This window comes from Streptomyces sp. B1I3, assembly GCF_030816615.1.
Lineage (GTDB): Bacteria > Actinomycetota > Actinomycetes > Streptomycetales > Streptomycetaceae > Streptomyces.
This window is the reverse complement of record NZ_JAUSYD010000001.1, coordinates 4,234,358-4,253,815: the sequence shown is the minus strand read 5'-3', so window position 1 is coordinate 4,253,815 and position 19,458 is coordinate 4,234,358. Positions and strand designations below refer to the sequence as shown.

At 67.5% G+C, this 19,458-nt stretch carries 18 protein-coding genes, 1 tRNA gene and 1 pseudogene; 7 read left to right on the top strand and 13 right to left on the bottom strand.

Features of this window, described 5'->3' with window-relative positions; all coding sequences use genetic code 11:
- Positions 1 to 91 precede the first annotated feature (91 nt).
- The 4 genes from QFZ58_RS19580 to dnaK form a co-directional block, all read right to left on the bottom strand.
- Positions 92 to 538, bottom strand: a complete 447-nt coding sequence (locus QFZ58_RS19580; RefSeq protein WP_014046944.1) for a heat shock protein transcriptional repressor HspR — start codon at positions 536 to 538, stop codon at positions 92 to 94.
- Position 539: 1 nt separating this feature from the next.
- Entirely contained in the window at positions 540 to 1,727 is a 1,188-nt protein-coding gene (dnaJ, locus tag QFZ58_RS19575) for a molecular chaperone DnaJ (RefSeq protein WP_307126191.1), read from the bottom strand.
- A gap of 93 nt (positions 1,728 to 1,820) precedes the next feature.
- Positions 1,821 to 2,471, bottom strand: coding sequence for a nucleotide exchange factor GrpE (gene grpE, locus QFZ58_RS19570; protein ID WP_307126190.1), 651 nt, complete (start codon positions 2,469 to 2,471; stop codon positions 1,821 to 1,823).
- Complete coding sequence (gene dnaK / locus QFZ58_RS19565) at positions 2,468 to 4,321, bottom strand: molecular chaperone DnaK (RefSeq protein WP_307126189.1); 1,854 nt, start codon at positions 4,319 to 4,321, stop codon at positions 2,468 to 2,470. Before dnaK ends, grpE begins: the two co-directional genes overlap by 4 nt.
- 395 nt (positions 4,322 to 4,716) lie before the next feature.
- Here dnaK and QFZ58_RS19560 point away from each other — a divergent pair, with 395 nt between their 5' ends.
- The 3 genes from QFZ58_RS19560 to QFZ58_RS19550 all read left to right on the top strand — a co-directional run bounded on the left by QFZ58_RS19560 (position 4,717) and on the right by QFZ58_RS19550 (position 8,926).
- A complete protein-coding gene (locus QFZ58_RS19560) occupies positions 4,717 to 5,400 on the top strand; it encodes a sugar transferase (protein ID WP_307126188.1) in 684 nt (227 codons plus the stop codon).
- Between the two features lie 91 nt (positions 5,401 to 5,491).
- Positions 5,492 to 7,759: a (Fe-S)-binding protein gene (locus QFZ58_RS19555; RefSeq protein ID WP_307126187.1), complete on the top strand. Its 2,268-nt coding sequence runs from the start codon at positions 5,492 to 5,494 to the stop codon at positions 7,757 to 7,759.
- 252 nt (positions 7,760 to 8,011) lie between these two features.
- Entirely contained in the window at positions 8,012 to 8,926 is a 915-nt protein-coding gene (locus QFZ58_RS19550) for a Yip1 family protein (protein WP_307126186.1), read from the top strand.
- A gap of 120 nt (positions 8,927 to 9,046) precedes the next feature.
- On the opposite strand, the gene QFZ58_RS19545 is transcribed toward QFZ58_RS19550, so the two are convergent.
- Entirely contained in the window at positions 9,047 to 9,547 is a 501-nt protein-coding gene (locus tag QFZ58_RS19545) for a phosphoribosyltransferase (RefSeq protein WP_307126185.1), read from the bottom strand.
- Between the two features lie 6 nt (positions 9,548 to 9,553).
- Positions 9,554 to 10,129, bottom strand: coding sequence for a dCTP deaminase (dcd, locus tag QFZ58_RS19540; protein WP_307128925.1), 576 nt, complete (start codon positions 10,127 to 10,129; stop codon positions 9,554 to 9,556).
- A 477-nt stretch (positions 10,130 to 10,606) separates the two neighbouring features.
- Between dcd and QFZ58_RS19535 the strand changes: the two genes are divergently transcribed.
- Positions 10,607 to 10,680, top strand: a tRNA-Gly gene (locus tag QFZ58_RS19535).
- Between the two features lie 51 nt (positions 10,681 to 10,731).
- Here the strand turns inward: QFZ58_RS19535 and QFZ58_RS19530 are convergent.
- The 4 genes from QFZ58_RS19530 to QFZ58_RS19515 form a co-directional block, all read right to left on the bottom strand.
- Positions 10,732 to 11,892 carry a tyrosine-type recombinase/integrase gene (locus tag QFZ58_RS19530; protein ID WP_307126184.1) on the bottom strand — a complete coding sequence of 387 codons (1,161 nt, stop codon included), beginning with the start codon at positions 11,890 to 11,892 and terminating at the stop codon, positions 10,732 to 10,734.
- The gene (locus tag QFZ58_RS19525; protein ID WP_307126183.1) at positions 11,892 to 12,104 is read right to left on the bottom strand and encodes a helix-turn-helix domain-containing protein; all 213 of its coding nucleotides are present in this window, start codon (positions 12,102 to 12,104) and stop codon (positions 11,892 to 11,894) included. Before QFZ58_RS19525 ends, QFZ58_RS19530 begins: the two co-directional genes overlap by 1 nt.
- A complete protein-coding gene (repSA, locus tag QFZ58_RS19520) occupies positions 12,101 to 13,480 on the bottom strand; it encodes a replication initiator protein RepSA (protein WP_307126182.1) in 1,380 nt (459 codons plus the stop codon). The genes QFZ58_RS19525 and repSA overlap by 4 nt, the downstream gene beginning before the upstream one ends.
- A 293-nt stretch (positions 13,481 to 13,773) precedes the next feature.
- Entirely contained in the window at positions 13,774 to 13,995 is a 222-nt protein-coding gene (locus tag QFZ58_RS19515; RefSeq protein WP_373428666.1) for a diguanylate cyclase domain-containing protein, read from the bottom strand.
- On the opposite strand from QFZ58_RS19515, the gene QFZ58_RS19510 reads away from it, so the two are divergent.
- Together QFZ58_RS19510 and QFZ58_RS19505 are read left to right on the top strand one after the other, a co-directional pair.
- Complete coding sequence (locus QFZ58_RS19510; protein ID WP_307126180.1) at positions 13,994 to 14,344, top strand: NUDIX hydrolase; 351 nt, start codon at positions 13,994 to 13,996, stop codon at positions 14,342 to 14,344. The genes QFZ58_RS19515 and QFZ58_RS19510 overlap by 2 nt on opposite strands.
- 12 nt (positions 14,345 to 14,356) lie before the next feature.
- Positions 14,357 to 14,833, top strand: a complete 477-nt coding sequence (locus QFZ58_RS19505; protein ID WP_307126179.1) for a hypothetical protein — start codon at positions 14,357 to 14,359, stop codon at positions 14,831 to 14,833.
- 626 nt (positions 14,834 to 15,459) lie between these two features.
- On the opposite strand, the pseudogene QFZ58_RS19500 reads toward QFZ58_RS19505, so the two are convergent.
- Positions 15,460 to 16,391 (bottom strand): annotated as a pseudogene (locus tag QFZ58_RS19500) (IS5 family transposase).
- A gap of 1,137 nt (positions 16,392 to 17,528) precedes the next feature.
- Between QFZ58_RS19500 and QFZ58_RS19495 the strand changes: the two are divergent.
- The gene (locus tag QFZ58_RS19495; protein WP_307126178.1) at positions 17,529 to 17,804 is read left to right on the top strand and encodes a hypothetical protein; all 276 of its coding nucleotides are present in this window, start codon (positions 17,529 to 17,531) and stop codon (positions 17,802 to 17,804) included.
- 396 nt (positions 17,805 to 18,200) lie between these two features.
- Here QFZ58_RS19495 and QFZ58_RS19490 read toward each other — a convergent pair whose 3' ends face one another.
- Positions 18,201 to 18,332 carry an integrase gene (locus tag QFZ58_RS19490; protein ID WP_307126177.1) on the bottom strand — a complete coding sequence of 44 codons (132 nt, stop codon included), beginning with the start codon at positions 18,330 to 18,332 and terminating at the stop codon, positions 18,201 to 18,203.
- 404 nt (positions 18,333 to 18,736) lie between these two features.
- Positions 18,737 to 19,393 carry a hypothetical protein gene (locus tag QFZ58_RS19485; protein ID WP_307126176.1) on the bottom strand — a complete coding sequence of 219 codons (657 nt, stop codon included), beginning with the start codon at positions 19,391 to 19,393 and terminating at the stop codon, positions 18,737 to 18,739.
- Positions 19,394 to 19,458 lie beyond the last annotated feature (65 nt).

Here is a 19,458-nt window from a genome sequence, read left to right as displayed (position 1 = left end):
GCCCGGGCTCTCGTGCCCGGACGCACGAGGAGGCAGGACCCCGGCGAACCGGTGATCCTGCCTCACGCGAGCGGGGCCGAGCGGCTCCGCCTCAGTCCTTCGGCCTCTTGGGCCGCCAGACCACCAGCGCACCGGTCTGCTGCACGTCCTGGTACGGCACGAGGTCGCGCCGGTAGGAGGCGTGCACCTGGGCCTCGCGCTGCTGCATGGCCACGGCCGCGCCGTCCACGGCCGCCGAGAGTTCGGCGACACGCTGCTGGAGGGCGGCGACCTGGTTCTCCAGCTCGATGATGCGCTTGATGCCCGCGAGGTTGATGCCTTCGTCCTGCGACAGCTGCTGCACCGTGCGCAGCAGCTCGATGTCCCGGGCGGAGTAGCGCCGGCCGCGTCCGGCCGTGCGGTCGGGCGAGACCAGGCCGAGGCGGTCGTACTGGCGCAGCGTCTGCGGGTGGAGGCCCGAGAGCTGGGCCGCGATCGAAATGACGTAGACCGGTGATTCGTCCGTCAGCTGGTACGGATTGCGTCGACGGCCGTCCATCTCAAGCTCCCTTCGCAGCCTGGAACAGCTCCGCCCGCGGGTCCTCCCCGGCGGTCGCCTTCCGGTAGGCCTCCAGCGCGTCCTGCGCCTCCGGGCCGAGGTCCTTGGGTACGGAGACCTCGACGGTGACCAGCAGGTCGCCCCGGGTTCCGTCCTTGCGCACGGCCCCCTTGCCGCGGGCCCGCATCGTACGCCCGTTCGGCGTGCCGGGGGGTAGCTTCAGGGTGACGGGTGGCCCGCCGAGCGTGGGGACCTTCACCTCGCCGCCGAGTGCCGCCTCCACGAAGGTGACGGGCACGGTGACCGTGAGGTTGTCGCCCTTGCGGCCGAAGACCGGGTGGGCGCCGACGTGGACGACGACGTAGAGGTCGCCGGCCGGGCCGCCGCGCTCGCCCGGGCTGCCCTTGCCGCGCAGCCTGATCCGCTGGCCGTCCAGCACACCCGCCGGAATCCGCACCTGCATGGTGCGCGCCGACTTCGCCCGGCCACTGCCCTTGCAGACCTCGCAGGGGTCCTGGGCGATCAGGCCCCGGCCCTTGCAGTCCACACAGGGGTCGGTGAGCGAGAAGCCGCCGCCGGTCCCGCGTGACACCTGTCCGGTGCCGACACAGGTCGGACAGACCCTCGGGGTGCCGTTCTTGTCGCCGGTGCCCGAGCATGCCTTGCAGGGAGCCTGGCTGGACATCCGCAGCGGGACCGTGGCCCCGTCGACGGCCTCCGTGAAGCTGAGCGTGACCTCGGACTCGATGTCCTGGCCGCGTCGCGGCTGGACACGGGTGCCGGTGCCGCCACGGTTGAACAGTCCCCCGAAGACGTCACCCAGGCCGCCGCCACCGCCGAATCCGCCGGCACCGCCGCCCTGGCCACCGCCCGGGGTGCCCCCGAAGAGGTCGCCCAGGTCGAAGTTGAAGTTGCCGCCCGCGCCGCCGGGGCCTGCCCGGAAGCCGCCGTTGCCGAAGAGGGCGCGCGCCTCGTCGTACTCCTTGCGCCGCTTGGGGTCACCGAGGACGTCGTTCGCCTCGGAGATCTCCTTGAAGCGCTCCTCCGCCTTCGAGTCGCCCTTGTTGGCGTCCGGGTGGAACTCGCGGGCGAGCTTCCGGTACGCCTTCTTGACCTCGGCGTCGGTGGCGTCCTTGGGGACGCCGAGAACCTTGTAGTAGTCCTTCTCGACGAAGTCCTTCGTGCTCATCGACGTCCCTCCTTCCGGACGATCGGCCGTGCGGCCGGCCCCGTGGCCGGCCGCACGCCCCGTCGGTGTGCACCGCAGTGGTCGGACGTGGTGTCAGACCTCTTCGGTGCCACCGCTCTCCTCGTCGTCTGCCTTCTCTTCCTTCGCCGCCGCGGGCGTGGCGCCCGGCTGCGGCTCGGCCACGGCCACCCGCGCGGGGCGGATCGTGCGCTCCCCGATGCGGTACCCCGGCTGCAGGATCGCCACGCAGGTCGTCTCGGTGACGTCCGGTGCGTACGAGTGCATCAGGGCCTCGTGGATCGTCGGGTCGAAGGGCTCGCCCTCCTTGCCGAACTGCTGGAGTCCCAGCTTCGCGACGACCGTCTCCAGGGATTCGGCCACCGACTTGAAGCCGCCGACGAGCTCGCCGTGTTCCCGCGCGCGCCCGACGTCGTCGAGCACGGGCAGGAGGTCGGACAGAAGGCCCGCGACCGCGACCTCCTTGACCTGGACCCGGTCCCGCTCCACGCGGCGACGGTAGTTCTGGTACTCGGCCTGCAGCCGCTGGAGGTCACCCGTGCGCTCGTTGAGCGCGGTACGCACCTGGTCCAGCTGGGCCGTCAGGGCAACTGTCTGCTGTACGTCCCCGGCCGGGGCCGCCGCCTCCTCCTCGGAGGGGGTGGCGGCCGTCGGTTCGGCGTCGTCGGGGTTGGCGCCGGAGGGGACGTCAGGCTTCTCGTCGAAGCCCGGAGTCTCCTCGGTCACGCCGCACCGCCCTTCTGGTCCTTCTCGTCGTCCACGATCTCGGCGTCGACGACGTCGTCGTCGGCCTTCGCCTGGCCGTCACCCGGCGCCTCGGCGCCCGGGGTCGCACCCTCGGCCTGGGCGTTGGCGTACATCGCCTGGCCCAGCTTCTGGGAGACGGCCGCGACCTTCTCGGTGGCGGTACGGATCTCGGCGGTGTCCTCGCCCTTGAGCTTCTCCTTCAGCTCGGTGAGCGCGGTCTCCACCTCCGTCTTCACGTCACCGGGGACCTTGTCCTCGTTGTCCTTGAGGAACTTCTCCGTCTGGTAGACGAGCTGCTCGCCCTGGTTGCGGGACTCGGCGGCCTCGCGACGGCGGTGGTCCTCGTCGGCGTACTGCTCGGCCTCTTCACGCATGCGGTTGACCTCGTCCTTCGGCAGCGAGGAGCCACCGGTGACGGTCATCTTCTGCTCCTTGCCGGTGCCGAGGTCCTTGGCAGCGACGTGCATGATGCCGTTGGCGTCGATGTCGAACGCGACCTCGATCTGCGGCACGCCACGGGGGGCCGGCGGCAGACCGGTGAGCTCGAACATCCCGAGCTTCTTGTTGTACGCCGCGATCTCGCGCTCGCCCTGGTAGACCTGGATCTGCACGGACGGCTGGTTGTCCTCGGCCGTCGTGAAGATCTCGGAACGCTTGGTCGGGATCGTGGTGTTGCGCTCGATGAGCTTGGTCATGATCCCTCCCTTGGTCTCGATGCCCAGGGACAGCGGGGTCACGTCGAGGAGCAGGACGTCCTTGACCTCACCCTTGAGGACACCCGCCTGGAGCGAGGCGCCGATGGCGACGACCTCGTCCGGGTTCACGCCCTTGTTGGCGTCCTGGCCGCCCGTGAGCTCCTTGACGAGCTCGGCCACGGCCGGCATGCGGGTCGAGCCACCGACGAGAACGACGTGGTCGATCTCGGAGAGCTGGATGCCCGCGTCCTTGATGACGTTGTGGAACGGGTTCTTGCAGCGGTCCAGGAGGTCAGCGGTGAGCTGCTGGAACTGCGAACGCGTGAGCTTCTCGTCCAGGTGCAGCGGGCCCTCGGCCGACGCCGTGATGTAGGGCAGGTTGATCGAGGTCTCGGTCGAGGACGAGAGCTCGATCTTCGCCTTCTCCGCTGCCTCGCGGAGACGCTGGAGAGCCATCTTGTCCTTGGACAGGTCCACGCCGTGCCCGTTGGCGAACTGCTTCACCAGGTAGTCGACGACGCGCTGGTCCCAGTCGTCACCACCGAGGTGGTTGTCACCGTTGGTGGCCTTCACCTCGACGACGCCGTCGCCGATCTCCAGGAGGGACACGTCGAAGGTGCCGCCACCGAGGTCGAAGACGAGGATCGTCTGGTCGTCCTTGTCGAGCCCGTACGCCAGAGCGGCGGCCGTCGGCTCGTTGACGATGCGCAGGACGTTCAGGCCCGCGATCTCGCCGGCCTCCTTGGTCGCCTGACGCTCGGAGTCGTTGAAGTACGCCGGGACGGTGATCACCGCGTCGGTGACCTTCTCGCCCAGGTACGCCTCGGCGTCGCGCTTCAGCTTCTGCAGGATGAAGGCGCTCATCTGCTGCGGGTTGAAGTTCTTGCCGTCGAGCTCGATCTTCCAGTCAGTGCCCATGTGGCGCTTGACCGAACGGATCGTCCTGTCGACGTTCGTGACCGCCTGGCGCTTGGCGACCTCGCCGACGAGCACCTCGCCGTTCTTCGCGAAGGCGACGACGGACGGCGTGGTCCTGGCGCCTTCGGCGTTGGTGATGACGGTGGGCTCGCCGCCTTCCAGAACGCTCACGACGGAGTTAGTCGTGCCCAGGTCGATGCCGACCGCACGTGCCATTTCGATTCCTCCAACTGACTACTTGAGTGGATCTGACTCAAGGATGCACGACACGCGCCCCGGAGTCAAAGGACCTGAGTCACTTACGCTCAACTTATGTGCTCACCCATGTCGCTACCAGGCATTACCGGTTCCCCGGCGCGGCGAACGCACACAGGAGAGGCGCCGGCCGGTGGCACCGGGCCGCACCCCGCGTGCACCGATCGGCGACTCCCGGCCGCACCCCGCGTGCACCGATCGGCGACTCCCGGCCGGACCGCGCGTGCGCCGATCGGTGAACAGGGGGCCGCACCGTGCGCCGCACACCCCCACCCACCTTCGCACCGTGGGATCGTTCTGTCACAAAAAGCAGCGAGACGGTCATAACGGCACGTCACCGATCCCAGGCAGGTGCAATGCGGAACGCGAAGCAGACTGCGGCACGAAGGAGACGGCACCCCGCCGTCCCTGCGGCCGCCCGGGCAGCCGGCCGCGTCCTCGACCGGCTCGGCGACCGGCTCACCGGGGCGCTGGCCGCCCTGACCCTCAAGCGTTTCCTCGATCTGGTGCTCGGCTCGGCCTTCCTGGTGCTCGTCATCCCGGCGCTCGCCCTCGCCGCGCCGGTCCTCGCCCTCCGGCGACCCCGCGGCTCCGGCGGCGTACTGCGGCGGGAGACCCGTATCGGCCTCGGCGGCCACCCCTTCGAGCTGCGCTCGCTGGACACCCGCAGATTCCGCCTCGACCTGCTGTCACGGCTGCCCCACGTCGTACGGGGAGAGCTCTCACTCGTCGGTCCCGCACCCCTGGCACCGGACCACCCGGCGCTCCACGGGGCGGCAGCCGACCGGTGGCGCCGGGAGCTGAGGCCCGGCCTGACCGGTCTCGCACAGGTGCGGGCCCGCTCCGGCATGCCCTGGGACGAACCCGCCCTGCTCGACGCGCACTACGCGGAGCATCATGGAACACGGCTCGACCTGGCGATCCTGGCGTGGTCCGCGCACATCCAGCTGCGCACCGGACTCCGCGCCCTCGCCCGCCGGGGAAAGGCTCACCTGAGCGACACAGATCACCGCCTGCGCGGCTACAGCGTGGCGGAATAAGTGGATAGTGTCAGCACAGACTGATTAAGTTACTGCTTAGTAATCACTTGTCACGCTGGATCCCACCCTCGCAGGCCCGAGGAGCCCCTACATGCAACTCGCCGCGATCATCGTGTCGCTGGTGCTGACTGTCGTCGGCGTTGCGCTCATCGCCCGAGCCGTCGCGCAGATCTACCGGTCCGTCCGTATAGGACAGCCGGTCCCGGCAGGCAGCCGCACCGACGACCCCAAACAGCGCACGATCACCCTGGTCAAGGAGTTCCTCGGCCACACCCGGATGAACCGGTGGGGCATCGTCGGCTTCGCGCACTGGTTCGTCGCCATCGGTTTCCTGACACTGCCGCCGACGCTGCTCCAGGCGTACGGACAGCTCTTCCAGGCCGACTGGGTGCTGCCGATCGTCGGCGACTGGCTGCCGTTCGAGCTGTACATCGAGTTCATCGGCATCATGACGGTGCTCGGCATCGTCACGCTGATGGCCATCCGACTGCTGAACCTGCCCTCCCGGGCCGGCCGCAAGTCCCGCTTCGCCGGCTCGAAGGCCTGGCAGGCGTACTTCGTCGAGTACGTCATCCTGGTCATCGGCCTGGCCATCCTGACCCTGCGGGGTCTCGAGGGCGCGATCCACCACGTCGAGGGCTACGAGGCCGCGTACTTCGTCTCGTACCCCCTGGTCCTCGCCTTCAAGGGCCTCGCGCTCGGGACGCTCCAGAACCTCATCTACTTCACCGCGATGGTCAAGATCGGCGTCTCGCTGATCTGGATGATCACGGTCTCGCTCAACACCAACATGGGTGTCGCCTGGCACCGCTTCCTCGCCTTCCCGAACATCTGGTTCAAGCGGAACGCCGACGGCGACGTCGCGCTCGGCGCGCTGCAGCCGATGACCTCCGGCGGCAAGGAGATCAACTGGGAGGACCCGGGCGAGGACGACACCTTCGGTGTCTCCCAGGTCGAGCAGTTCTCCTGGAAGGGCATCCTCGACTTCTCCACGTGCACCGAGTGCGGTCGCTGCCAGTCGCAGTGCCCCGCCTGGAACACGGGCAAGCCCCTCTCGCCCAAGCTCCTGATCATGTCCCTGCGCGACCACGCGCACGCCAAGGCCCCGTACCTGCTGGCCGGCGGCGGCAAGGACATGGAGGGCAACGAGAAGGCCACGGCGGAACAGCTCAAGGACGTTCCCGCGGCCGCCCTGGCCGAGGCCGAGCGCCCGCTCATCGGCACGCTCGAGGAGAACGGGGTCATCGACCCGGACGTGCTGTGGTCCTGCACGACCTGCGGTGCGTGCGTGGAGCAGTGCCCGGTCGACATCGAGCACATCGACCACATCGTCGACATGCGCCGCTACCAGGTGATGATCGAGTCCGCGTTCCCGTCCGAGGCGGGCACGATGCTCAAGAACCTGGAGAAGAAGGGCAACCCCTGGGGGCTCGCCAAGAAGCAGCGCGTGGAGTGGACCAAGGAGGTCGACTTCGAGGTCCCGATCGTCGGCAAGGACGTCGAGGACCTCAGCGAGATCGACTACCTGTACTGGGTCGGCTGCGCGGGTGCCCTCGAGGACCGGGCCAAGAAGACGACGAAGGCCTTCGCGGAGCTCCTGAACATCGCGGGCGTCAAGTTCGCGATCATGGGCGGGGACGAGAAGTGCACCGGTGACTCGGCCCGCCGCCTCGGCAACGAGCCGCTGTTCCAGCAGCTCGGCCAGGAGAACGTCGCCATGCTCAACATGGCGTTCGGCGAGGACGACGACGAGCCCGGGACGAAGAAGCCGAAGGCCTCGAAGAAAATCGTCGCGACCTGCCCGCACTGCTTCAACACCATCGCGAACGAGTACCCGCAGCTCGGCGGCGAGTACGAGGTCATCCACCACACGCAGTTGCTCCAGCACCTGGTGGACGAGGGCAAGCTGGTCCCGGTGACGCCGGTCGAGGGTCTGATCACGTACCACGACCCCTGCTACCTGGGCCGCCACAACAAGATCTACACGCCCCCGCGCGAGATCATCGCGAAGGTCCCGGGCCTGCGGAACGAGGAGATGCACCGCCACAAGGAGCGCGGCTTCTGCTGCGGCGCCGGCGGCGCGCGGATGTGGATGGAGGAGCGGATCGGCAAGCGCATCAACAACGAGCGCGTCGACGAAGCCCTCTCCCTCAACCCGGACATCGTCTCCACCGCCTGCCCCTTCTGCCTCGTCATGCTGACCGACTCGGTCAACGGCAAGAAGAACGACGGCCAGGCGAAGGAGTCGATCCAGGTGGTCGACGTCTCGCAGCTGCTGCTGGAGTCGGTGAAGACACCTGCCGACCCGGCGGGCGAAGCGGAGACGGCGGACGTGCCGGAGCCCGAGCCGGTCAAGTAGTCTCCCGCCCGCACACACGGAAGCGGCCGGATCTGCCTCGGGGGCAGGACCGGCCGCTTCCGCACGTGCGGCGCGTGCACGCGCCGCGTGCACGTGCGGCGCGTGCACGCGCCCGGCGAGCCGGGGACAGGCGTTCCAGACAGGGGGCAAACCCCCCAGGGTCCCCCTAGGGGATGTCACAGCTAGGCCGCAATGGCCCCCTGTCCCCCCGGCCCTCACACCGCACCCGCACGGACCAGGTACGTTCGATACGTGGCTGGATTCAGGATCGGACGCGGCCGGGACAACCGCACACCGCAACAACACCCGCAGCAGCAACAGCCGTACGGCACGCAGGCACCACCGCCGCCGTACGGCCAGCAGTCGTGGCCCCCCGCGGGAGGCGGCGGCGCACCGTACGGCGGCCCCCAGGGCGCCCCGTACAGCGGCGGGCACGGCGGAGGCGGGCAGCGCGGCGGGAGCGGGCAGGGCGAGCCGGAGTACTTCGGCGACCCCTACCACCAGCCCCCGCAGCAGGACCCGTACGCCAACGCCCCGGGGCACACCCAGGCGTTCAGCATCGACGAGGACCCGTACGGCGACGGGAACACCTACCGGGCCGGCCAGGCCCCCGCACAGCCCTCCGGTCCCCGGCTGCCCTGGAAGCAGCTGCTGAGCGGCGTCGTACTGCGCCCCGGAGCGACGTTCTGGCAGATGCGCGACTACCCCGTCTGGGGCCCCGCCGTCGTCGTCACGTTCGTGTACGGGCTGCTCGCGCTCTTCGGCTTCGACCAGGCCCGCGACGAGGCGATCCACGCGGAGGTCTCGACGGCCGCCCCGTACGTCATCTTCACGGGCGTCGGCTTCGTCATCGGCGGCCTGGTCCTCGGCGCCGTCACCCACACCCTGGCCCGCCAGCTCGGCGGCACGGGGGCGTGGCAGCCGACCGTGGGCCTGTCCATGCTGATCATGTCGATCACGGACGCACCCCGCCTGGTCTTCGCCCTGTTCCTGGGCGGCGAGAACTCGCTGGTCCAGATCCTCGGCTGGATCACCTGGCTGGCCGCCGGCGCCCTGTTCACCTCCATGGTGAGCAAGTCGCACGAACTGCCCTGGCCGAAGGCGCTGGGAGCCTCCGCGATCCAGCTGATCGCACTTCTCTCGATCATCAAGCTCGGCACGATCTGACCGACGTGACGCAAGAGGGGCCCCGGTGCGTACGACAGCACCGGGGCCCCTTCCCGTGTCACGCGCGGCGCGCTGCCTGCGCGTCCACACCGTCTACACGGCCTTACACGGCCTACACGCCTACGCGTCGAAGACCTGCCCCTCACGGCGCACGACGGGCTTTTCGACGCTCCACGGGAAGTTGATCCACTGATCGGTCTTCTTCCACACGTACTCGCACTTCACGAGTGACTGCGACTTCTCGTAGATGACCGCGCTGCGCACCTCGGCCACGTGATCGATGCAGAAGTCACGGACCAGCTTGAGGGTCTTGCCGGTGTCCGCCACGTCGTCGGCGATGAGGACCTTCTTCCGCGTGAAGTCGATGGCGTTCGGGACGGGCGCCAGCATCACGGGCATCTCCAGGGTCGTCCCGACCCCGGTGTAGAACTCCACATTCACCAGGTGGATGTTCTTGCAGTCCAGTGCGTAGGCCAGGCCACCCGCGACGAAGACCCCGCCCCTCGCGATACTCAGCACGACATCCGGCTCGTAACCGTCGTCGGCGACCGTCTGCGCCAGCTCCCGCACGGCCCGCCCGAAGGTTTCGTACGTCAGATTCTCCCGCATCTCACCAGCCATGCCGCATCACACCTGAGTCCGATGGAAGTTCATGAACGAACGCGAGGCGGTCGGCCCCCGCTGGCCCTGGTAACGCGACCCGTACCGCTCGGACCCGTACGGGAACTCGGACGGGGAGCTCAGCCGGAACATGCACAGCTGCCCGATCTTCATACCGGGCCAGAGCTTTATCGGCAGCGTCGCCAGATTCGACAGCTCGAGCGTCACATGGCCGGAGAAACCCGGATCGATGAACCCGGCGGTGGAATGCGTGACGAGCCCGAGCCGCCCCAGCGAACTCTTGCCCTCCAGCCGCGAGGCGAGATCATCGGGAAGCGAGATCACTTCGTACGTCGACGCCAGCACGAACTCCCCGGGGTGGAGGATGAACGCCTCGTCCCCCTCAGGCTCGACCTGGCGGGTGAGATCCGCCTGCTCCACTGCGGGATCGATATGCGGATAGCGGTGGTTCTCGAACACCCGGAAGTAGCGGTCCAGCCGCACATCGATGCTCGAGGGCTGCACCATCGAGGCGTCGAACGGGTCAATGCGAACCCGCCCGGCATCGATCTCGGCCCGGAGGTCCTTATCTGAGAGAAGCACGCACCGAGGATACGCAGAACGCGCGAGCCAGCCCCAACCGGACCGCCCGCGCGCCTGCCCCACCGCTTCCTACCGGCTCCCTACCGCCGCTCGAGCACCACCGGAACGGCCTGCCTCAACCGGGCACAGCGCGGACAGCGCAGCAGCCGCCCGGGGCCGATCCGGCCGGACCCGAGCTGCTGCATCGGGAACGACGAGGCAGCAAAAACGTGCCCTTCGGCACAGCGGACGACGGTGCGCTCCATCGACTCCATCAAGTCCCTTCCCCAACCAGCCATGGACGAGACCGCCACATTAGGGGATGAAGGGGACGCCGCTCCAGGCGGCACTCCGCCCCCTCACGCTACGCCCCCAACTCCCGCCCCCCGCAACCGCGTCCGCCCCCCGACACGACGCATGAGACCCACGGCGTACGCGCCGGGGGCCTGCGATGGGGTAGAGTGTGCGGCGATGCACTGCCGATCATCGGCGCGCTTCGCGGGTGTAGTTTAATGGTAGAACATGAGCTTCCCAAGCTCAGAGCGCGAGTTCGATTCTCGTCACCCGCTCCATGAAAAAGCCCCAGGCCAGCGGCCGGGGGCTTCTTTGTTGTCTGGACCAGTTCAGGGGTCGCGCACCAGCTCCGCACCAGAAGGCCCCTGATCAGCCTTCCTACGGGCGGACCGCACGAGGTCATCCAGCCCGCTCGCCACTTCCTGCTGTCGCTCAAGGTCCGAGTGCTGGTAGATCAACGCGGCCTTCTCCGACGACTGGCCGGCGTGGACCATCGTGTCCTTGAGCGTGGCACCGGACCGGGTGGCCAGGGTGTGACCGGTGTGACGAAGATCGTAGAAGCGAAAGCCATCCGGCATGCCCACGAGCACACGGGCCCGGCGCCACTTCCGCCCAAAGGTGGAACGCGGGAACGGCTTCCCCTTCTCCCCCACGAACAGAAGTCCGTCCGTTCCCTTCTCCGCGTACCAGTCGAGGTGACGCCGGAGGTCGGTCCGCAGAAAGGCCGGCAGGACCACGACCCGCTTGCCCGCATCCGACTTGGTGTCGCCAGGAGCGCGGCGACCGGTGGTCAGCTCGGGAGCCGCCATGCGGACCCGGATGGTCATCTCGTCCAGGTCGACGTCCTTACGCCGGAGCTCGGCTTGTTCCTCCGGGCGCATCGGACCGTAAGCGCCGAGGTAGACCATCAGCCGCCAGCGGGGCCCGAGAGCATCCGCGAGCGCGTCGACCTGGGCGACGGTGGCGATCTGACGTTCGGCGGACGACTCCTTCCCAGCGCCCCGGATGCGGCAGGGATTGCGGCGGATCAGCTCGTCATCAACCGCGGTTTCCATGATGGCCTTGAGCAGCCGGTAGGCCTTGGCCACGGTCGTGGCTGCTCCGGTGCACGCCAGCCGCTCGGTTCGCCAGGTACGGACACGGGGTGCGGTGATCTCGTCGAGGTCCAGGCCCTCGAAGGTGGGCAGGAGGTGGAGCCGCAGGAGACGCCGGTACAGCTCATCGGTGGTGGCGGAGAGCCCACGCTCATCCACCCACTGGAGGGCGTACTCCTTGAAGTTCACCGCCCCGGCGTCCGGGTCCTGCCAGTTCCCCCGCGTGAGATCCGCTTCGATCTGAGAGAGCCAGACTTCGGCGTCCCTCTTGGTGTCGAAGGTCTCCGGTGCACGGAACTCTTGCCCGTCCGGGCCCAGGTAGCTCGCGGTCCAGCGGCCGGACCTGTACTGACGGACGGCACCGAAGCGCCGGCGGCTTCCCTTGGCGTTCCCCATCAGGCAGCCCTTCCGTAGCGGGAGCGGCGGCGGCGAATCGGCTGGACGGTGTTGCCTTCGATGTACGCCTCCAGGTCGCTCGCCTTGATGCGCACGCGGCTGCCGACCTTGACGAAGGCGATCCGGCGTTCGGCGATGAGGCGGCGCGGGAAGCGTGCGGTGGTGCCGAGGCGTTCGGCGGCTTGGTCGACGGTGAGCAGGGAGTCAGTCACGACCGGTCTCCTTCCAGGGCGAGGGCTTCACGTGCGGTTTCTCGGTTGAGTTGGAGGCCTCTGGCGATCGAGGCGGCGAGGATCGATTCGCCGGGGCTGTGGCCCTGTCCGGCGTACTGCCAGTCGGTGAGGACGAGGACGGTCGGGTCCTGGTCCGGGTCGGGCAGGCCGAGTTCTTCGCGCTGCTGGGCGGCGCGGTAGTCGGCGCGGATCTGGCGGAGTGCGCCGAGGGTGGTGGAGTAGCGGCGGGACTTGGAGGAGAAGTGGCCGCGGAAGCCGAGCATGTGTGCCCAAGCCCGTAGGCGTCGGTCGGGGTAGAGCGGGTCGAGGTCGAAGCAGGCTTCGATGAGTCGGCGCGGGTGGTCGGGTACTTCGAGGAGGACCAGGGCCTCGCGGTTGCCGATGCGGCGGTCGATGGTGCCGGTGGTCTCGGCGGCTTTGGTGGCGTACTTGGCGACGTAGGAGGCGACGGCCTGTTCGGTGATGTCGGTACCGGCGTCGAAGGCGCGGATGGGGCGGATGTCGAGCTGGGTGCCCCAGCGCAGTGGGCGGGCGGGTTGGCCGGCGGCGGCCGGGACGGTGATGGTCGTGTACGAGTGCGCGGCGGCGGCGCGGATGGAGTCGCTGAGCAGCTGCACGGAAGCCCAGGAGGGTGGCGGGCTGCCGGGTCCGTCCGAGCCATCGAGGCGAATGACAGCGTGGAAGTGGACGGCGCCGCGCTTCTGGAACTCGGCGACCTTTCCGTACGAGACCCGCGCTGTCTCTTTGAGTTCGCGTTGGGTGAGGCCGGCGCGGGCGGCTATCTCGCGGCGGAGGCGGTTGGCGAAGCGCTGCCAGAGGTCCCCGGCGTGGTTGTTGAAGAGGACCGCGCCCGCGTAGTCGTACGTGTCGGGGGCGAGCGGGGTGCCGAGGGCATCGTCATCCGGCCTGTGGGTGGTGCCGCAGCGACAGCGGCTGGAGTCGGGACGGTTGTGGACCGGGCCGAAGGACGGGGCGGTGAGCGTGGCGAAGACGCGGGGGTGGTCGCGAACAGTGGTGGGGACGTCCTTGTCCTGGTCGCCCGCGAGTCCGGCGCGGATCAGGTGGTAGGTGTCGGCGGAGTAGGTCAATGCGCAGGCCGGGCAGCGGGAGGCGCGGCGGTTGCCGCAGGCGACGCGGAGCCGTCCGCCGGGCTCGGTGCTGGTGGAGTAGCGGTGCAGGGTCTGGCCGGTGGTCTTGTCCTTGGTGAGGGTCCAGCCGGAGAGGTGGATGGGGTTGGAGCAGCCGCCCGTGCGGCGGATCTGGTCCTGCCAGCGGTCGAAGCCGGTGGACCCGGCCACCCGCAGCAGGTCGCCGAGGGTGGCCGGGTCCAGACCCGTAAGGATCGAGTCCGTCACGCGTGCTCCCGCTGGACAACCGGAGCCGGGGCCGCGATGCGGGTGGAGCCGGGCCCTGGCAGCGACGGCAAGCGACCTTGAGGGTGGCGCGAGTGCCGTCCTCGAGGAGGATGCCGGTGTCGATGGCGACGGCGGAGAAGCCGTCGCAGTCCGGGCAGATACGCGTCGGGGCAGGGCTGTGCTGGGCCATGATGGTGGTCCTTTCGATTGCGGTTGGAAGGGGCCGGACCATCCGGGCGGCGGCGATGCTTGGCGGCTTGTGCGCCGTCCGGAGGCCGGTCAGAGAGCTGAGATCAGGGGTGGAGCGTGCGGGTGCCGCGTCGGCCCGCGGTTCCCTTGGCCGCGTACATCGCACTGTCGGCGGTGGCGAGCGCGTCGGAGAGGCTGCGGACCGGCAGGCCTTTCACGTGGCAGGAGCCGACCGATACGGAGACCGGGAGCCGACGCCCGGCGTAGGCCACGGGCTGGTTCAGGGCGCGGTGGAGGCTCTCCAGGTCGCGGGCCTGGCGGGCGATGGCTACATGGGAGCTGCCGGGCGGAGTCCTGGAGTTGGAGGAGTCCCCGGAGCAGGGCGTCAGCCGCGAGGTGTGGGAAGAGACCGGTATTCACGTCGAGGTCGACGAGCTCACCGGGGTCTACAAGAACACCATCAGGGGCATCGTCGCCATGGTCTTCCGGTGCAAGCCCTCCGGGGGCACCGAGCGCACCTCAGCCGAATCAACCGCGGTCGACTGGCTCACCCCAGAGCAGATCACCGAGCGCATGTCCGAGGTCTACGCGATCCGCCTACTCGATGCCCTGGACGGGGCCGGCCCCCACGTGCGGAGCCACGACGGCAAGCGCCTCATCACGAGCTCTCACTGAAAGAGGAGTCCCATGTCAGCGGATGTCGAGCTGCACTTTGACCGTGACCGCACGAAGGGGTCTCACGATGACCTTCGACTGCGCATTGGCTCCTACGAACACCGCTGCGACTCCTACTACTTCGCGTTGGACGACTCTTCCATCGTCCCCGGCGGCCTGGGCTTCAAGCTCTCGCGCCTGCTGGAACAGTGGATCTTGCAGATCGACAGCCTCAGGGACGGGGGCGGCACCGCCTACCTGCCGTACGACTTCTCCGACCAGTGCACAGCCTGGCTCCGTGTGACGTCTACCGATGGGCAGGCCGCCGTAGTCCAGGCGGGATGGAGTTCCATCGAAGGGTGGGGCATCTATCCCTCCGATTACCTCTCCGAAGCACCTGCTGTGACGGACTTCGACCCGATCACCGGGGCCCAAGTCAAGTGCTCGTTGATCGGCCTCTCAGCTCGTATCAACGCCAATCGCGCCACCCTCGAAGCCACAGGGCCATAGCGCGGTAAAAGTTTCTCTACTTCATCAAGGCACCCGGCTGCGCTCCGCTCCGCCGGGCGCGCTTCCCGGCTCTGGCTGCGCCCGCGCTCCTGCCTCCGGCCCGCTCGGCGCTGCCGCCGCCGACGCGCGCCCGCTGTGTAGGCCCGAGGGCATGAGTCGAGACCAAAGCCCGGGCTTCAAGACATGCCTCCGGCGGGGGCGCTACGGCACCGGGATGGATCGGGCGCCGCTTGCGGGTGCCGGCCGATTCGTGGTGAGCGTTGTGGGGCTCCCATCCCGACCACCTCCGACCCAGGCAGAGCCGAGCAGTCGCGGCCCAGGGCGTCAAGGTCGTTCGTACAGTGGCGCGCTCCACCTTGACGCCCTGAACCACGACCGCTCCACGGTGTGTGGGTCGAAGGCGGACGGGATGGGAGCTGGGGTAGGTGATGGGTTGGGGATTCGTAGCCTGCCGACCCATGGAATCGTGCACCATACGACGATGCAGCTTGATTCCATAGTCACCGTGGCACCCCTCGTTACTGCGGGTGCCGCGCTCGTTGTTGGAGTTGTTACCCGCTGGACGCAACGTGGGGTTGCGCGAGACCGTATCCGGTGGGAGGGCCGACTAGGCACTGTTTCTCGGATCATGTTCGAAGCCAGATCATGAGGGCCGCGAGGGTGACGGTGCCGAGGTAGATGTAGGCGCGCTTCTCGTAGCGGGTCGCCACGGCGCGGAAGCCTTTGAGGCGGTTGATGGTGCGTTCGACGGTGTTGCGCTTCTTGTAGCGCTCGCTGTCGAACCCGGTCGGTCGTCCGCCTCGGGAGCCTCGGTTCTTGCGGTGTCTCTGCTGGTCGAGACGTTCGGGGATCGTGTGCGGGATGCCGCGTCGTCGCAGGTAGCGGCGATTGTTCCGGGACGTGTAGGCCTTGTCCGCCAGGACACGGTCGGGCCGGGTGCGAGGTCGCCCGACTCCGGTGCGAGGCACAGAAATCCGCTCCAGCACCCGCTCGAGTTGGGGTCCGTCACCGTAGTGTCCGGGTGTCAGGACGAAGGCGAGTGGTCGGCACCGTCCTTCGGCTGCGAGGTGGACCTTGGTGGTGAAGCCGCCTCGTGACCGTCCCAGGCATTCGCCGATCTGACCACCTCCTCCAGCCGGAGGATCAGTTTCCGCACCACCGGATCGACCCGGTTCGTCCCCCGCTTGGCCCCCTTTTGAGAAGCGACGGCCGGGGTCGCCTTCCTCGCGCCGGCGGCATGCTGGTGGGCTCGCACCGCTGTGGAGTCCACCGACACGTCCCAGTCGATCCTGCCCTCGGCATCCTCGACTGCCTGGATGCGGGACAGCAGCATCTGCCAGGTGCCATCGGCTGACCAGCGACGATGCCGTTTATAGACCGTCTCCCACGGCCCGAAACGCTCCGGCAGGTCCCGCCACTGCACACCGGTCCGCACTCGGTAGAGAACCCCGTTGATCACCCGGCGGTGATCGCTCCACCGACCTCCACGCGCACCACCGCGCGGCAGGAACGACTCCAGTCGATCCCACTCAGCATTCGTCAGCTCCCCACGGCCCATACAGCCAGCCTGAACCCAACACCCGCCCCACGTCAGGAGATCCGAGAAACAGTGCCTAGAGGTTGCGAAGTTTGACGCCGCTCGGTTTGAGACGACGCTTCAGCACTTCATCGAAGCCGCCGACGCCGGAAGCCGATACATCGTCGCGCTTGGTGGCATCGATGCAACAGACTTCGAGCAACGCGAAAGTTACGTGTTCGCGATTCTGGAGCCAATTGGGCGAGCCCGAGTAGAGGCCCAGGCGTTGCCCCCGTTCCCTGGAATCGCTGAGGTCAAAGCGTCTATCAAGACGGTTGAGAGGCTTGTCGCGATTCCGGAGGACAACGACGCGCTTCTTGAGATATGGGACCCCCAGGGCATTGGCGCTGCCATCACCCTGCTCAGTAAGGGACGGTGCATCTATATGCGAGAGGCAACACAGCCCGAACCTAGCTGGTGGCGTCGGTTGCTAGCCCGCCGTCGACCGCGCGAGCTGCCTACGCCCTCCTGAGGCACCCTCAGTTCTGAGGCTGAGAACTGACACCTACGCGCACTTCGAGATCGAGTTCATCAACTCTCCCTCATCAATTCCCACATCTTTCCCAAGCGTGACCAGGTCATGGACGGATTGTCTGCTCGTGCAGCGAAACCTGTCGAGTGCCGCCGACTGCACAGCAGGCTCGGTGCGAACGTGATGCAGCTGGACCGCAAGATCTACGGGATGTACACGGAGTCCCTAGGTCGCCGACTTCACCAACCACATCAAGAACGTCCGGCAGCAGTGCCAGAATCCTGCCTGCTCCTGCTTAAGTTCACGTCATGTCAGGCATCGCTGACAGTGGCCGAGGTTAGGGGCAACTGCGCTGGTCACACCACGCGAGAGACGGTGTAGCCCACTCGTGTACGTCCGCTCCTCGCGCTTGCAGCCAGGTGCACAGCGAGCCCGGTTATCCACAGGGCTCGCTCATGATCTGTGGACAACCAGATTGTTTGCAGTCCTGGTGGGTGCGATGCTCCTCAACGCAGCGCCGAGGCACGGCTAGTTTAGACAACGACTGTCGGTGCCGTGCGCTAGCGTTGCGATCACGGAAAGCCAATGGGGTGCCCGCCTCTCGCCAAAGAAGTTCGGGCACCCCAACAGTGAACCAAGGAGGAAGCATGTCCCCGCATCAGGTTCGAAACACGCCTGCCCCGATATCAGCAAGAGGCACGCACTTTCGTACTCTCGCATACGGCACTGACAGCCGCAACAGTCAATTGATCTTTCTGGGTGTCATCCTCAGCTGTGTGATCAACGGTGATTCCGTCACCGGGATCCTGCGCCAAGCGACGTGGCTCGTCGTCACCCTGGTAGTCCTGGTCGTCGTGCAGATTGTGCAGTCCCGCGTCGCATGGAGTGCCGCACCGCAAGGCTGTGGAGCCCATCTGCTGTAGTACAGCAGCGGCGTACCGCAACCACAGCAACCACCTCCGTCCGCTACCGTCTCTCCGGGGCCCCGTAGCGGCCGGTATGGCCGTTACTGACCGATCCGGCTAGAGCTACGGATCAGAAGTTCCCCGTGCCACAACCGCGCCAGTTGGGGCGGGGACTCACGGGGAACTGCGGACGCCGGCAGGGGCCACAGCGGGCAGATGTCGAAGTCGACATCGTGCAGGTCAGGCCCCAAATCGCCTCACCTCGCTCCTAAAGCGGGTGTCGCAGGTTCGAATCCTGTCGGAGCACTGCAGAATGGGTCGGCTCAAGAGGGGTTATCTTCCAGGCTGACCCTTCGTCGCGTTAAGGGTCGTGCCACATGCGCGCCACTAGAGTCCACGCGGAGTTCAAGTCCCCTAGCGGGAGGCCCCTCCCCCACCGTCGCGGATGATGGCTCCGAGCCGGTCGGTGATGGCCCGGTCACGGTCGCTGGTCATGTGCTGGTAGATCAGCCCGGCTCGGGGACTGCTGCGCCCCGACCGCGTCATCAACTCCCGCGTCCTGGGCCCGGCCGTCAAGCCGCCTGCTACGCGGGCGGGCCGGTCGGCCGGGCCGTGCGTGCGGCCTCTCCGGGCCGATCCCGCCCCGGCCGACCGGCCACATAGCTCAACGACGTGAACCTCTAGCCGCCTTGATCTCGACCGAGAACGAGGCGCACCGGGCAATGGTGGCGCTGATCTTGAATGATTCGGGAGTTACTCGTCTAACTGTCGCGTAGACCAAAACCAAGATCCCGACAATAACTCCGCCAGCTACTGCAGTCGCCACAACCGCTACTGTGGGCACGCGAAACCGACCCCTTCCGGGTACGGTCCGGGTGCGCTACATCACGGACAGGTTCGACGAGCCACGTACGCGCGAATTTGAGGTTATCGGACGCATGGTACATGAGCTACTCGTCCGAGAGACCGATGATCCGCCAGGGCGATGGACACCAGGGAGGTTCAAACCCGTACACCTGGACCCCCTCAGGAACACGATCACCAGGACGAACGGGATTCATCCGGCCAGGATGGACGATGATCGGCTTTCCAGTGCGCCTCATGAGGCCGTATCCAGCGGCGTAGATCATCACCGGAGTCTGGATCATGAAGGTGCGCCGACATTTGACGCAGCTCGCGAAGTCCCCTCTTGGGAGGTCGTCACGTAGTCTCGCCAGTTCAACTGGGTCGTGTTCCCTTGGTGAAACGGCGTATGGCCCCGTAACCGTCGGGGGTGAGGTAGGCACGCGATCCCCTAGGTCGTGGGCGCTGGCCAGCCCCAGAGTCCCCTCCCAGGCCTCTTCATGGTGTGTGCCGCTTTCAACTAAGGCCTCGTACTCCATTGCCGCCATGGCGAGACGCTCCCTGACTACTTGCTCACGTGTCAGGTGCTCCCCTACTCGCCATTCCCAAAATTTCCCCCCTACGGGGTAGATCACAGCAAGCAAACGTCCATCGTGAGGGCAGCGGGCCTCTGCCAGTGCGGCAAGTTTCTTGCGGTTTTCAGTGATGTACTTGAGTGCTGCACTCTGTACTTCGAGCCACTCGCCAGCGGTTTGGTTCGCCATGATGCCATCATGCCGCCGGCAGAGGCTTCGGCTCTGGGCGACAGGGACCACAGTGTGATGGGTAG

What these genes read in the sequence shown, in the direction of transcription:
- QFZ58_RS19580 (WP_014046944.1), bottom strand. Translation starts at nt 538, where the DNA reads ATGGACGGCCGTCGACGCAATCCGTACCAGCTGACGGACGAATCACCG.
- dnaJ (WP_307126191.1), bottom strand. Translation starts at nt 1,727, where the DNA reads ATGAGCACGAAGGACTTCGTCGAGAAGGACTACTACAAGGTTCTCGGC.
- dnaK (WP_307126189.1), bottom strand. Translation starts at nt 4,321, where the DNA reads ATGGCACGTGCGGTCGGCATCGACCTGGGCACGACTAACTCCGTCGTG.
- QFZ58_RS19560 (WP_307126188.1), top strand. Translation starts at nt 4,717, where the DNA reads ATGCGGAACGCGAAGCAGACTGCGGCACGAAGGAGACGGCACCCCGCC.
- QFZ58_RS19555 (WP_307126187.1), top strand. Translation starts at nt 5,492, where the DNA reads ATGCAACTCGCCGCGATCATCGTGTCGCTGGTGCTGACTGTCGTCGGC.
- QFZ58_RS19545 (WP_307126185.1), bottom strand. Translation starts at nt 9,547, where the DNA reads ATGGCTGGTGAGATGCGGGAGAATCTGACGTACGAAACCTTCGGGCGG.
- QFZ58_RS19530 (WP_307126184.1), bottom strand. Translation starts at nt 11,892, where the DNA reads ATGGGGAACGCCAAGGGAAGCCGCCGGCGCTTCGGTGCCGTCCGTCAG.
- QFZ58_RS19510 (WP_307126180.1), top strand. Translation starts at nt 13,994, where the DNA reads ATGGCTACATGGGAGCTGCCGGGCGGAGTCCTGGAGTTGGAGGAGTCC.
- QFZ58_RS19505 (WP_307126179.1), top strand. Translation starts at nt 14,357, where the DNA reads ATGTCAGCGGATGTCGAGCTGCACTTTGACCGTGACCGCACGAAGGGG.
- QFZ58_RS19495 (WP_307126178.1), top strand. Translation starts at nt 17,529, where the DNA reads ATGTCCCCGCATCAGGTTCGAAACACGCCTGCCCCGATATCAGCAAGA.
- QFZ58_RS19490 (WP_307126177.1), bottom strand. Translation starts at nt 18,332, where the DNA reads ATGACGCGGTCGGGGCGCAGCAGTCCCCGAGCCGGGCTGATCTACCAG.
- QFZ58_RS19485 (WP_307126176.1), bottom strand. Translation starts at nt 19,393, where the DNA reads ATGGCGAACCAAACCGCTGGCGAGTGGCTCGAAGTACAGAGTGCAGCA.